The following is a 13542-nucleotide window of genomic DNA, read 5'->3' on the forward strand; positions in this document are numbered from 1 at the left end:
TCAAGTGGCGGCGATGGTTGCCAATTGGCTGAAAATCTGGGAAAACGGCGCCCATCAAGCCTTTCGGGCAACAAGGATACGAGTGAAAACAATGAATGACGACCTTCAGGTAATCGAACTCCAGGTAGGTGACGGAAAAGCCGCCGTCAAAGGCGCACTGATCACCACGCAGTACCGCGGATGGCTGGAAGACGGCACTGAATTCGATTCTTCCTGGAGCCGGGGCAAGCCGTTCCAGTGCGTGATCGGCACCGGGCGTGTGATCAAGGGCTGGGACCAGGGCATCATGGGCATGCAAGTCGGTGGCAAGCGCAAATTGCTGGTGCCGGCGCATCTGGGCTATGGCGAGCGCACGATGGGCAAGATCCCGTCGAACTCGAACCTTGTTTTCGAGATTGAATTGCTGGAAGTACAGACGCGGGATGACTGATCAATCGGGGGCATTACGCGCGGTCTGAAATGGCAAAGTCTGGCCAAAACTACGAGGCGAGTGACGGGTACGCTTTGTTGTATTGTCAGGAGGGCTTGGCCGATACTTTCGAAAAGTTCTCTAGAATAAACAGTAGTTTATTTCAGTTATTTGTTTAGGTTTGAGTATAGTTGACAGGGTGTATAGGTATACACCCTGTCAACTGTGACAGTTGTTGAATAAGCGAAAGTGAATTTCAATGCATGGACGAGTTCTCTACTTGTGAGGATAGTGCCATGCTTGAAGTTGCTCGCAATTGCAAGTCAATACAGGTGTTGATCACGAGGTCGTTAAGTTTTGGCAGCGCGTGCATGATGCTTGCTTCCCCGAGCTATGCCGGTTCGCCCAATGAGCTGTTAACTTTTGTTCCCGAAGCCGAACAGGTGGAGATGCAAAAAAAAGAGGCTAAAGAGCTAGAGATACTACGATCTACCCCGGCCAACGAAGAGGTCAGGTTTGTTGGCGTGAATACAGCGTTGATCGCACCGGATACCAAGGAGTTGGTTGTTAAAGTTGCAGATAATAAAAACGTCTCCTATCGGTTGATTGCATCTAAAGAACTTGAGAATGGAATATCGTCATGGGAGGGGCAAATTGATTCAGACAGGCATGTTCAATATCCATCGAAGGAGGAGGTCGATGTTGATCCATTGAATTCTGCACTCATTCTGCGTAAAGGAGATGAGGTTGCAGGCTCGTTGTGGGTTGCGGGGGATGAGTATTCGCTTAGGACGCTGAAGGATAAAACGTATATTTTTGTAAAAATAGATGAATCGAAAGTTCCGCCTGATGAACCTCTATCGGCAAGCAATCAATTGCCTGCTGATGTCGAGGTGACATCACCGAAGACCCCTTATAGTGTAATAGATGTTCTTGTCGTTGCATCATCAGCCTTTGAACCTAGCATAGATCTTCTTGATGCGATGCTGATGGTGCAAAAAGCCAATTCAGCGAACAGGAATAGTGGTGTTGATGTTATTTTTAGATTGAGTGATTTTAAGACTATAAACTATTCGCCGATGATGCATGGCTTATCGATGTCTAAAGTCTTGGGCAAGATGAGGGATAAGGATGATCCGAACTTGGGTTCCATCATAGCGCCCCTTCGAGATGCAAGTCGTAGCGATTTAGTTATGTATGCGGCTTGGTTTCCGCCTGATGTTCTGTGTGGGAGAGCATGGCTTAATTCAAGGGTAGATACAGCTTTTTCTGTAGTGGATTCAAAATGTTTTTCAGGCATTACTCCTGTTCATGAAATGGGGCATAACATTGGGGTTGATCATAGCTATGATTGGCGCAATCCAAGTAATCCAACGTACATGAATGGTCATCATCAAGGGAAATTATTTCGGACTATTATGAATCAGGATGAGGCTCACGAAACCCTGATGCTGTGGTCAACTCCAAGTAAAGCTTACAAGGGGTTTCCTTTGGGCAACGTGGGGACTGCTAATGCTGTGCGGCGAATTAATGAGCGCCGTGAAGTCATATCGAATTTCTATCCGTGATGGTGCGAGTGGCATCACGCCGCCGCTTTGCTTGCCCGTGCCCGTGCCCGTGCCCGTGCCTGAGCTGGAGCATGCGTCGGTCGGATGCATCTGCCTGGGTCGCAAAATCAAAAGATCGCAGCCTGCGGCAGCTCCTACATGGATCGAGTGAACATTAGATCTCTGTAGGAGCTGCCGCAGGCTGCGATCTTTTGATCTACACGCCGTAACTATCGCAACGTATACCCACTATCGACCACCCAGTCCTGGCCGATCACATTGCGTGCACCGTTGCCGAGCTGAAACAAAATCACGTCGGCAACGGCGCCAGGCTCCAGGAATTGACCGTCGAGCAAACGCTGATTGACCGTGTTGGCGACCTGGCTCAGCTCTTCGTTTTTCAATCCCAGCGTTGACCAGATAGGTGTGGCGGTGGGGCCGGGGGACACGGTGTTGATGCGAATGCCGTGGGGCGCCAGTTCTACCGCCAGGGTGCGGGCATGGTGGATCAATGCGGCTTTGGAGGCGATGTAGGCCGCCAGGCCCGGAAAGGTCACTTGCGCCAGGAAAGTACCGATGAACACCACCGAGGCGGTCGCCGCCAGTTGCCCACGCAGGCAGGCCAGGGTGTTCAGTGCCCCGGCGCCGTTGACCGCCCATTGCCGGTCGAATGCTGCCAGGTCCAGCCCATCGGCCAGTTCCGCAATACCGGCGTTGGGCACCAGGAAACTGACCGGGCCCATGGTCGAGGCCTGTTTTGCCAGCCGCTCCAGGTCGGCCTGCCGGGTGACATCACCGGTCACCCACGAGAGCTGTGTCGTGAAGCGCTCCGCTAAATCGCCGAGGTCACCGATCTGGCGCGACATGGCCAGTACGCGAGCGCCTTGGGTAAGCAGCCGCTCGGTAACGGCCAGGCCTATGCCGGAACTGGCGCCAGTGACGACGGCAAGGCGATCCTGAAAAGCATTGTTCATACACGGTTTCCTTTTGGGTAAATAAGCTTTCGCTGTTCACGTACCAAAAAGCAGGCCAACAGGACGGGCCCGAAAAACCGGGTGTTACAGACGAGGTGTGGTCGTTATGACTGGATCTTGACCTGGTCATTAAGACTGCATTTGGTCTTATTGACAGGCACCTGTAGGAGCGAGCCCTGCTCGCGAAAAACGGCAATGCGCCGATGGGTACCTGGCCTTAAGCGTAATCGTTAACGACCATCGCGAGCGGGCTCGCTCCTACAAAGAGCGATTCATGTATGTGGGGCTGTTTTTCAGGGTGGATTTTCAGTAGCGTCATTGCGCGACGTCTCCCTCACCATCGTTCTGCAAGGAAACCCATGTCGTCACTCAACGAATTCACAGCGTTGGTTCAACAACTGGATATCGCTTACCGACACTGGACCGGCGTCCCCTTGCCCGCACCGGATTCCCTGGGTGAACACGAGCGTCTGGCCTGGCTGCATGCTCAGGCGCCGTATGCCTTGCTGGCCCACGGCACGGAGGCTGATCCACTGTTCTACTATGCTAACGAGCAGGCGCTCGCCAGTTTCAAATACCCGCGTGAGCAGTTCATCGGCATGCCTTCGCGTTTCAGCGCATCGCCTTTGGATTGGGAAATGCGCCAATTCCTGCTGGAGCAAGTCACGGCCAAGGGCATTGCCCATGGCTATAGCGGTTACCGGGTGGACCGCTCGGGCCAAGCCTTCATGATTCACCACGGCAGCGTGTGGACGCTGATAGACGAGCAGGGTGCTCCTTGTGGTCAGGCGGCCTTGTTCTGGCCGGACCCGGAGCGTGTGGGCCACCTGGCTTAGGCCCGCCCTGGCGCCAGACAAAAAAAATCGCCGCCTTCGACAACCGAGGGCGGCGATTTTTAGGGCGGGTTGACGTCAGATCAAACCTTGACGATCCAGCCTGCTGGCGCTTCGATGTCGCCGGTTTGCACGCCGGTCAGCTCTTTGTAGAGCTTCTGGGTGATCGGGCCGACTTCGGTTTCGCTGTGGAACACGTGCAGGTGATCGTTGTAGTTGATGCCGCCGATCGGCGTGATCACGGCAGCAGTGCCGCAGGCACCGGCTTCCTTGAAGTCCGAGAGCTTGTCGATGAACACGTCGCCTTCGATCACTTCCAGGCCCAGACGGGTCTTGGCCAGCTCGATCAGCGACAGGCGGGTGATGCCCGGCAGCACCGACGGCGAGTTCGGGGTCACGAACTTGTTGTCGTGGGTGATCCCGAAGAAGTTGGCCGAACCGACTTCCTCGATCTTGGTGTGGGTCAGCGGGTCCAGGTAGATGCAGTCGGCGAAGTGCGCCTTCTTGGCCTGGGAGCCCGGCATCAGGCTGGCGGCGTAGTTGCCACCGACCTTGGCTGCGCCGGTGCCTTGTGGCGCGGCACGGTCGTAGGTGGAAATCAGGAAGTTGTGCGGGGTCAGGCCGCCCTTGAAGTAGGCGCCGACCGGGATCGCAAACACCGAGAAGATGAACTCGGGGGCGGTACGCACGCCGATGTTGTCACCCACGCCGATCACGAACGGGCGCAAGTACAGCGCGCCGCCGGTACCGTAAGGCGGGATGAAGCGCTCGTTGGCGCGCACCACTTCCTTGCAGGCTTCGATGAACTGTTCGGTGGACACATGCGGCATCAGCAGGCGGGCGCAGCTGCGCTGCATGCGCGCGGCGTTCTGGTCCGGGCGGAACAGGTTGATCGAGCCGTCCTTGCAACGATAGGCCTTCAGGCCTTCGAAGCATTGCTGGCCATAGTGAAGGGCAGTAGAGCCTTCGCTGATGTGCAGCACGTTGTCTTCGGTCAGGGTGCCTTTGTCCCATTCGCCATTGCGAAAGTACGACAGATAGCGTTTGTCGGTCTTGATGTAGTCAAAACCCAGCTTGTCCCAGTTGATGCTTTCGTTACCCATGACACCCTCTTTCACTTAACAACCGCCGAAACGGTTCAAGGCTTCTGACGTTTTTCCGGATGGGCACAACAATACTTCATTCGGCTGATGTTTCGCAGCCTGAAATGCGTTCCTTGTGGGAACAAGCGATGCGGCGACCCGACTTGCCCGCGATGAACGATGACACGGTTTCGCAGGTGCACCGCGGTGCTTTCATCGCGAGCAAGCTTTGCTCCCACAGGTCTGGTTACAGGTGGAGTGCGTGGCCAAGGGCCCGCAGCGCCGCTTCCTGCACCGCCTCACCGAGCGTCGGATGGGCATGGATGGTGCCGCCGATGTCTTCCAGTCGCGCGCCCATCTCCAGGCTTTGCGCGAACGCCGTGGACAATTCGGAGACCCCAACGCCCACCGCCTGCCAGCCGACAATCACATGATTGTCGCGACGGGCGACCACGCGCACGAAGCCGCTTTTCGACTCCAGCGTCATCGCCCGGCCATTGGCGGCGAACGGGAAGCTGGAAACGATGCAGTCCAGGCCGGCGGCGTTGGCCTCGTCCGGGGTCTGGCCGACTACCACCAGTTCCGGGTCGGTGAAACACACGGCGGCGATGGCGGTGGGGTTGAATTCGCGGGACTTACCGCTGATCAACTCGGCGACCATCTCGCCCTGGGCCATGGCCCGGTGGGCGAGCATCGGTTCGCCACTCAGGTCACCGATGGCATACACGTTGCGCATGCTGGTCTGGCAGCGGTTGTCGATCTTGATCGACGAACCGTTCATGTCCAGGTTCAACGCTTCGAGGTTCCAGCCTTGGGTATTCGGTTTGCGGCCAACGGCGACCAGCACCTGATCGGTTTCCAGATTCAATGTGCGATCATCGGGCGTACTGACTTGCAGGGTATTTGTATTTGAATCAAAGCCTTGCACGCTGTGATTCAAGTAAAGCCTCACGCCAAGTTTCTTCAGTTCTTCATGTACCGGCTGGGTCAACTCGGCGTCGTAGGCCGGCAGGATGCGCTCCTGGGCCTCGACCACGCTGACGTCGGCACCGAGCTTGCGATAGGCAATCCCCAGCTCCAGACCGATATAACCGCCACCGACCACGATCAACCGCTTCGGAACGGACTTCGGTGCCAGGGCTTCGGTGGAGGAAATGATCGGACCACCCATCGGCAGTATTGGCAGGTTCACGCTTTTGGAACCCGTGGCCAGCACCAAGTGTTCGCAAATAATGCGCGTGTCGCCAACGTCGACGGTTTTACCGTCAACCACTTTGGCCCAGCCTTGAATGACCTGAACCTTGTTCTTTTTCAGCAGCGCCGCGACGCCGGTGGTCAGGCGATCGACGATACCGTCCTTCCACTCGACGCTTTTGCTGATTTCCAGAGTCGGCGCCGACACGTTGATGCCCAGTGTCGACTGCTGGCTGTGGCGCTGCGTTTGATGGAACTGCTCGGCAACGTGAATCAGCGCCTTGGACGGAATGCAGCCGATGTTCAGGCAGGTGCCACCCAATGATTCGCCTTCCACCAGAATGGTCGAGATACCGAGTTGGCCGGCACGGATTGCCGTCACATAACCGCCAGGGCCGCCGCCGATGATCAGCAGCGTGGTGTGCAGAGTTTGCATGACTTACTCCATAAACAGCGTGGCGGGTTGTTCGAGCAGGCCACGGATGGCCTGGATGAAGAGCGCCGCGTCCATGCCGTCGACCACGCGGTGATCGAAGGAGCTGGAGAGGTTCATCATCTTGCGGACCACGATCTGGCCTTTGATCACCATTGGCCGTTCGACGATCTTGTTCACGCCGACAATCGACACTTCCGGCAGGTTCAGCACCGGGGTGCTGACGATGCCGCCCAACGCGCCAAGGCTGGTCAGGGTGATGCTGGAGCCGGACAGCTCATCGCGGCTGGCCTTGCCGTTGCGTGCGGCGGTGGCCAGGCGGGCAATTTCCGCCGCACTGTCCCACAGGCTGCGAGTTTCGGCGTGACGCACCACCGGCACCATCAAGCCGATGTCGGCCTGGGTGGCGATGCCCACGTGCACCGCGCCGAGGCGGGTGATGACCTGGGCTTCGTCGTCGTAGCGGGCGTTGATCTGCGGGAAGTCGCGCAGGGCGACGACCATGGCGCGGACCAGGAATGGCAGCAGGGTCAGCTTGCCGCGGGTCGCGCCGTGTTTCTCGTTGAGGTGCGCGCGCAGCTCTTCCACGGCGGTCACATCGATTTCTTCGACATAGCTGAAGTGTGCGGCGCGTTGCGTGGCGTCCTGCATGCGCTGGGCAATCTTGCGGCGCATGCCGATCACCGGGATCTGCTCTTCGTCGTTACGCTGGATGTAGGCGCTGCTGACGGACGATGCATTGGACTGACCTTGAGCCAGATAGGCATCGAGGTCTTCGTGCAGAACACGACCGGCCGGGCCGGAGCCACGTACCAGACGCAACTGAATGCCGAGGTCCAGCGCATGTTTGCGCACGGCCGGGGAGGCCAGCGGACGCTCATTGGCTTCGCGGGCGACCATCGGTCCCTGGCATACGGCTGCCGGACGCGGTGCTGCTGCTACCGGTTTGCTTTCCACGACCGGTTCGACTTTCGGCGCGGTGACTGCTGGCGCTTCTTTCACGGGAGCCGCCGCTGGTGCAGCCGATTCCTTCACGTTGCCCGCGCCTTCGACTTCAATGCTGATCAGGATACTGCCAACCGCCATGACTTCGCCGGGCACACCACCCAATGCGATCACCTTGCCATGCACCGGCGACGGAATATCCACCATCGCCTTGTCAGTCATGACATCGGCCAGCACCTGATCCTCGACAACCATGTCGCCGACTTTCACGTGCCACTGAGACAATTCAACTTCTGCGATGCCTTCGCCAATGTCCGGCATCTTGATAACGTGCGTGCCCATTCAGACCTCCATGACCCGTTTCAACGCCGCGCCCACACGGGACGGCCCTGGGAAATACGCCCACTCTTGCGCGTGCGGGTAGGGGGTGTCCCAACCGGTGACGCGTTCGATCGGCGCTTCCAGGTGATGGAAACAGTGCTCTTGCACCAGTGCGGCCAGTTCGGCACCGAAACCGCAGGTGCGAGTCGCTTCGTGAACGATCACGCAGCGCCCGGTTTTCTTCACCGACTTGGTGATGGTTTCCAGGTCCAGCGGCCACAGGCTGCGCAGGTCGATGACTTCGGCATCCACACCGCTTTCTTCAGCGGCGACTTGCGACACGTAGACAGTGGTGCCGTAGGTCAGCACGGTGACGTCCTTGCCCGGACGGGCGATAGCGGCAACGTCCAGTGGCACCGTGTAGTAGCCGTCCGGAACCTGTGCGGCAGGGTGTTTCGACCACGGGGTTACCGGACGCTCGTGGTGGCCATCGAACGGGCCGTTGTAAAGGCGCTTTGGCTCAAGGAAGATCACCGGGTCATCGTTTTCGATGGAGGCGATCAGCAAACCTTTGGCGTCGTACGGGTTGGACGGCATGACGGTGCGCAGGCCGCAGACCTGGGTGAACAGCGCCTCGATGCTCTGGCTGTGAGTCTGGCCGCCATAGATACCGCCGCCGCAAGGCATGCGCAGGGTCAGCGGCGCGGTGAATTCACCGGCCGAGCGATAACGCAGGCGGGCGGCTTCGGAAATGATCTGGTCGTAGGCCGGGTACACGTAGTCGGCGAACTGGATCTCCACTACCGGGCGCAGGCCGTAGGCGCCCATGCCCACGGCGGTGCCGACGATGCCGCTTTCGGAGATCGGTGCGTCGAATACCCGTGAGGTGCCGTACTTGGTTTGCAAGCCTTCGGTGCAACGGAACACGCCGCCGAAGTAGCCCACGTCCTGGCCGAACACCACGACGTCTTCGTCGCGCTCAAGCATCACATCCATGGCCGAGCGCAGGGCCTGGATCATGGTCATGGTGGTCGTGGTCATGGCGGTTTCCAGCTGGATATTGTTGTTGTGATCGTTCATGTCAGATCCCCAGCTCTTGACGCTGGCGCTTCAAATGCTCCGGCATCTCTTTGTAGACGTCTTCGAACATGGTCGCGGCGCTTGGAATCTGGCCGCCGGCGAGGGTGCCGAACTGCTCGGCTTGCTTCTGCGCGGCGATCACTTCGGCTTCCAGTTCGGCGCTGACGGCGGTGTGTTCCTCTTCGGACCAGTGGCCGACCTTGATCAGGTGCTGCTTGAGGCGCGCGATCGGATCGCCCAACGGGAAGTGGCTCCAGTCGTCGGCAGGACGGTATTTGGACGGATCATCGGAGGTCGAGTGCGGGCCGGCGCGGTAGGTGACCCATTCGATCATGGTCGGGCCGAGGTTGCGGCGGGCGCGTTCGGCGGCCCAGGCAGACGCGGCGTAGACCGCATAGAAGTCGTTGCCGTCGACCCGCAGGGAAGCGATGCCGCAACCGACACCTCGACCGGCGAAGGTGGTGGCTTCACCACCGGCAATCGCCTGGAAGGTGGAGATGGCCCACTGGTTGTTGACCACGTTGAGGATCACCGGCGCGCGGTACACGTGGGCGAAGGTCAGGGCGGTGTGGAAGTCCGATTCGGCGGTGGCGCCATCGCCGATCCACGCCGAGGCGATCTTGGTATCGCCCTTGATCGCCGAGGCCATGGCCCAGCCTACGGCTTGTACGAATTGGGTGGCGAGGTTGCCGGAAATGGTGAAGAAACCGGCTTCCTTGACCGAGTACATGATCGGCAACTGGCGTCCCTTGAGCGGATCGCGCTCGTTGGACAGCAGCTGGCAGATCAGGTCGACCAGCGGTACGTCGCGGGCCATCAGGATGCTTTGCTGACGGTAGGTAGGGAAGCACATGTCGTCGATGTTCAACGCCAGGGCCTGGGCACTGCCGATGGCTTCTTCGCCGAGGCTCTGCATGTAGAAGGACATTTTCTTCTGGCGCTGGGCGACGACCATGCGGTTGTCGTAGATCCGCGTCTTGAGCATGGCGCGCATGCCTTTGCGCAGGATCTCCACCGGCACGCCTTCGGCCCACGGACCCAGGGCATTGCCCTGATCGTCGAGCACGCGAATCAGGCCGCGGGCCAGGTCGGCCGTTTCGGCGGGTTCAACGTCGATTGGGGGTTTGCGCACCGTGCCGGCATCGGTCAGGTGCAAGTAGGAGAAGTCGGTTTTACAGCCGGGACGGCCCGAAGGTTCGGGGACGTGAAGGCGCAGCGGTTCGTACGCTTGGTTCATGGCTTCTACGCTCGATCTTGTGAATTTCTTGTAGTGAGCTGACAGGCTTCGTTCGGTAAACGAAATCTTGTCCTACAACAATCATAGGCCCGGCCAAGAAGAATATTTCTCTCTGTTTCGTTGCGCTAAAGATCATTTGCAGATAAAAAATCTGCATAAACATAAAAAACAGGTGTTTTTGTCTCATGCGCAAACTGGACCGTACCGACATCGGCATTCTCAACAGCCTTCAAGAGAACGCACGCATCACCAACGCTGACCTCGCGCGCTCGGTCAACCTGTCGCCAACGCCGTGTTTCAACCGGGTCAAGGCGATGGAAGAACTGGGCCTGATTCGCGAGCAAGTGACCCTGCTCGATGCCGACCTGCTGGGGTTGCACGTGAACGTGTTCATCCATGTCAGCCTGGAAAAACAGGTGGAGGAGGCGTTGCAGCATTTCGAGGAGGCGATCTCGGATCGCCCGGAAGTGATGGAGTGTTACCTGATGGCCGGCGACCCGGATTACCTGATCCGGGTCCTGGTGCCAACCATCCAGTCGCTGGAGCGTTTCATGATGGACTTTCTGACCAAGGTGCCGGGCGTGGCCAACATTCGTTCGAGCTTTGCGCTCAAGCAGGTGCGCTACAAGACGGCGTTGCCGTTGCCGGCCAACGGCTTGACCCTAGGTACCTGAGGTAAGCAAACCCTGTGGGAGCAAAGCTTGCTCGCGATGGCGTCCGTCCAGTCAACTGCGATGGTGCCTGATACGCCGCCATCGCGAGCAAGCTTTGCTCCCACAGGTTTAGTTTGCGCAGGGGGTCGGGCTTAGAATTTGTTCAGGGGGATCTTGAGGTAGGTCACGCCATTGTCCTCTGCCGGTGGCAGATTCCCCGCCCGTACATTGACCTGAATCGCCGGCAGCAACAGCGTCGGCATGCCTAACCCGGCATCGCGGCGGGTGCGCATGTCGACAAAGGCCGCTTCGTCGATGCCGTCGCGCACGTGGATGTTGCTTTTACGCTGTTCGCCCACCGTGGTCATGCAGCCCGGTTCGCGGCCCGCGGGCGGGTAGTCGTGGCAGACGTAGAGGCGCACGCTGGCGGGGAAGGCCAGCAGCTTGTGGATCGAGGTGAACATCTGGTGGGCATCGCCGCCAGGAAAGTCGCAGCGCGCGGTACCCACGTCCGGCATGAACAGCGTATCGCCCACCAGAATCACGTCGTTGCCGATCAGGTACGCCATGTCCGCCGGGGTATGGCCGGGCACATGCAGGGCCGTGGCCTTGAGGTTGCCGATGTGGAATGACTCGTCGGGGGCGAACAGGTGATCGAACTGCGAACCGTCGATACGGAATTGCGGCTCAAGATTGAACAGCGCCTTGAATACGTCCTGCACCTTGCAGATCGATTGGCCGATGGCGATCTTGCCGCCCAGCTCCCGGCGCAGGTACGGCGCGGCGGAGAGGTGATCGGCGTGGGCGTGGGTTTCCAGCAGCCATTGCACTTGCAAGCGATGCTCGCGCACGAATGCGATGATCCGGTCGGCGTGCACGGTAGAGGTTCGGCCGGCGGCGGCGTTGTAGTCGAGCACCGGGTCGACGATTGCGCATTGCCCGCCTTCAGCTTCGTAGATCACGTAGCTGTAGGTGGACGAGGCGTCGTCAAAAAAGGCTTCAATCAAGGCTGACATGGTGTTTTTCTTCGTGGAGAAGCCATGAGGTTAGTTTCATTCTCACTGTGCTGACCAGTCCCGCGTCAATTCTGTTAATGAAAAAAACCGTGCGGGCTCTATCCTGTCACTCAATCGATACCGGGCGTTCCCGGCCTTTGTCATGGATTACGAGCGTTCTATGTTGCTGGCGAGTTTTTTTGGTGTGGTCATGGGGCTGGTGCTCGGTTTGACCGGGGCCGGCGGCGGCATTCTTGCGGTACCGGCGCTGGTGCTGGGCCTGGGATGGAGCATGACCGCGGCGGCACCCGTTGCACTATTTGCCGTGGGCAGCGCGGCGGCGGTCGGTGCCATCGATGGGTTGCGTCACGGTCTGGTGCGCTATCGTGCGGCGTTGTTGATTGCGGCGCTCGGCGCGGTTTTTTCGCCGGTGGGCATCTACTTCGCCCATCAGTTGCCGGAAAAGGTCCTGATGATCCTCTTCAGTCTGCTGATGGTCATGGTGGCAGGGCGGATGCTGCGTCGGGAGCGCAAGGACGAGGGGCCCAGTGATCACGGTCACGCCAGCTGGGGCCAGAAAAACTGCATGCTCGACCAACAGACCGGGCGCTTTTCCTGGACGGCCAAATGCACCGCGACCCTCGCGGCCCTCGGCGCGGTGACCGGCGTGGTCTCGGGATTGCTGGGCGTGGGTGGCGGCTTTCTGATTGTGCCGGCCTTCAAGCAACTGACCGACGTGCAAATGCGCGGGATCATCGCCACGTCCCTGATGGTGATCAGCCTGATCTCGGCTATCGGCGTGATCGGCGCGTTGCACGCCGGGGTGCGCATCGACGGGCTGGGCGTGGCTTTCATTGCCTCCAGCATCGTCGGCATGATCATCGGCCGAAAACTCTGCGCCCGCGTGCCGGCGCGGGCGTTGCAAGTAGGGTTTGCCAGCGTCTGCCTGATCGTCGCCGTTTACATGTTGGTGCACGCTCGATACTGAAGATTGAACCCCAGCGCCGTGGATTGACCTTGCTCCAGCAAACGCAACCCCGGTCGCCCCGGCAGGTGATGCGCGTTGACTGGGTGGCTGACCGGTTCGATGCAGAAAAAACCCAGCCCCGCCGGGCAATAGAGCAGGTAGTAGTCGCTACCGGTGGCCTGGCACTGCAGTTCATACCCCAGGTCCGGCTGCTGGATCAGGCAGTGGCCGTTCCATTGGCAAAAGCCGTTGTCGACCAGTGTTTCGGGTAATGCCTTGGGCTGCTGGAAATCCCATTCGGCGGGGAGTGCAACGAGACGGGTCGGCAGTTTGGACGCATCGCTCAACCAGACCTGTTCGGCCCGTGCCTGTAGGCGTGTGTTCGCCGTGCGCGGAAAGTAAGGATGCAAACCCAGCCCATGCCACGCCGCGTGTTCAGACAGATGAATGACCTGCAACTCGATACTCAGCTTTCCCGCGCTCAGGTGAAAGCGCTGGCGGGCGCGGTAGGCGAAGGGCGTGCTGCTGTCGAGTTGCAGGACCACTTCGTCCGCTGACTGGAAAACCACTTGCCATGGTTGCTGCCAGGCACTGCCATGAATCGGCAACGGATCGGTGAGGCTGTTGGATGCCAGGGTCAGCCAGCCATCGGGGCAGTCGAAACCGCCTTCGGCGATGCGGTTGGACCAGGGTACCAGCGGGAAACAGCCGAGTTTGCCAGGTAAACCGGTGTTCAGTGCCTGCGCATCGGCGTGGCGCAGCAAGGGTTGGCCGCTGCCGCGCACGATCCAGTTGACGATGCTCGCGCCGAGTTCGGGGGCGAGGGTGAGGTGGGTGAGTTCGTCTTTGAGTTCGAGCAGTTTCATGGTCAT

Annotated in this window: 13 protein-coding genes; 5 read left to right on the top strand and 8 right to left on the bottom strand. The window is 59.2% G+C overall.

Features of this window, described 5'->3' with window-relative positions; translation table 11 throughout:
* Positions 1-91 precede the first annotated feature (91 nt).
* Both GPL81_RS18920 and GPL81_RS18925 read left to right on the top strand, forming a co-directional pair.
* The gene (locus tag GPL81_RS18920) at positions 92-430 is read left to right on the top strand and encodes an FKBP-type peptidyl-prolyl cis-trans isomerase (RefSeq protein ID WP_160107940.1); all 339 of its coding nucleotides are present in this window, start codon (positions 92-94) and stop codon (positions 428-430) included.
* 275 nt (positions 431-705) lie between these two features.
* Positions 706-1977, top strand: coding sequence for a hypothetical protein (locus tag GPL81_RS18925; protein ID WP_160107941.1), 1272 nt, complete (start codon positions 706-708; stop codon positions 1975-1977).
* A gap of 209 nt (positions 1978-2186) precedes the next feature.
* Here GPL81_RS18925 and GPL81_RS18930 read toward each other — a convergent pair whose 3' ends face one another.
* On the bottom strand, positions 2187-2930 hold the full coding sequence (locus tag GPL81_RS18930; protein WP_160107942.1) for an SDR family NAD(P)-dependent oxidoreductase: 744 nt from the start codon (positions 2928-2930) through the stop codon (positions 2187-2189).
* A 359-nt stretch (positions 2931-3289) separates the two neighbouring features.
* Between GPL81_RS18930 and GPL81_RS18935 the strand changes: the two genes are divergently transcribed.
* Complete coding sequence (locus GPL81_RS18935; RefSeq protein ID WP_160107943.1) at positions 3290-3766, top strand: MEKHLA domain-containing protein; 477 nt, start codon at positions 3290-3292, stop codon at positions 3764-3766.
* A gap of 80 nt (positions 3767-3846) precedes the next feature.
* On the opposite strand, the gene GPL81_RS18940 is transcribed toward GPL81_RS18935, so the two are convergent.
* From GPL81_RS18940 to GPL81_RS18960, 5 genes are all read right to left on the bottom strand, one after another.
* Positions 3847-4866, bottom strand: a complete 1020-nt coding sequence (locus GPL81_RS18940; RefSeq protein WP_096510868.1) for a branched-chain amino acid aminotransferase — start codon at positions 4864-4866, stop codon at positions 3847-3849.
* A 226-nt stretch (positions 4867-5092) separates the two neighbouring features.
* The gene (lpdA, locus tag GPL81_RS18945; RefSeq protein WP_160107944.1) at positions 5093-6475 is read right to left on the bottom strand and encodes a dihydrolipoyl dehydrogenase; all 1383 of its coding nucleotides are present in this window, start codon (positions 6473-6475) and stop codon (positions 5093-5095) included.
* A gap of 3 nt (positions 6476-6478) precedes the next feature.
* A complete protein-coding gene (locus GPL81_RS18950) occupies positions 6479-7759 on the bottom strand; it encodes a dihydrolipoamide acetyltransferase family protein (RefSeq protein WP_160107945.1) in 1281 nt (426 codons plus the stop codon).
* Complete coding sequence (locus GPL81_RS18955; protein WP_160107946.1) at positions 7760-8818, bottom strand: alpha-ketoacid dehydrogenase subunit beta; 1059 nt, start codon at positions 8816-8818, stop codon at positions 7760-7762.
* Between the two features lies 1 nt (position 8819).
* On the bottom strand, positions 8820-10055 hold the full coding sequence (locus GPL81_RS18960) for a 3-methyl-2-oxobutanoate dehydrogenase (2-methylpropanoyl-transferring) subunit alpha (RefSeq protein ID WP_160107947.1): 1236 nt from the start codon (positions 10053-10055) through the stop codon (positions 8820-8822).
* A 185-nt stretch (positions 10056-10240) separates the two neighbouring features.
* Here GPL81_RS18960 and bkdR point away from each other — a divergent pair, with 185 nt between their 5' ends.
* Entirely contained in the window at positions 10241-10729 is a 489-nt protein-coding gene (gene bkdR, locus GPL81_RS18965) for a Bkd operon transcriptional regulator BkdR (RefSeq protein ID WP_008059350.1), read from the top strand.
* Between the two features lie 131 nt (positions 10730-10860).
* On the opposite strand, the gene GPL81_RS18970 is transcribed toward bkdR, so the two are convergent.
* Positions 10861-11724 (bottom strand): MBL fold metallo-hydrolase, encoded by an 864-nt coding sequence (locus tag GPL81_RS18970; RefSeq protein ID WP_160107948.1) that lies wholly within the window; start codon positions 11722-11724, stop codon positions 10861-10863.
* A gap of 160 nt (positions 11725-11884) precedes the next feature.
* Between GPL81_RS18970 and GPL81_RS18975 the strand changes: the two genes are divergently transcribed.
* Positions 11885-12691: a sulfite exporter TauE/SafE family protein gene (locus GPL81_RS18975; protein ID WP_160107949.1), complete on the top strand. Its 807-nt coding sequence runs from the start codon at positions 11885-11887 to the stop codon at positions 12689-12691.
* On the opposite strand, the gene GPL81_RS18980 is transcribed toward GPL81_RS18975, so the two are convergent.
* Positions 12664-13542: an aldose 1-epimerase gene (locus GPL81_RS18980; protein ID WP_160107950.1), complete on the bottom strand. Its 879-nt coding sequence runs from the start codon at positions 13540-13542 to the stop codon at positions 12664-12666. The two genes, GPL81_RS18975 and GPL81_RS18980, sit on opposite strands and share 28 nt — an antisense overlap.

This window comes from Pseudomonas izuensis, from assembly GCF_009861505.1.
Classification (GTDB): Bacteria; Pseudomonadota; Gammaproteobacteria; order Pseudomonadales; family Pseudomonadaceae; genus Aquipseudomonas; species Aquipseudomonas izuensis.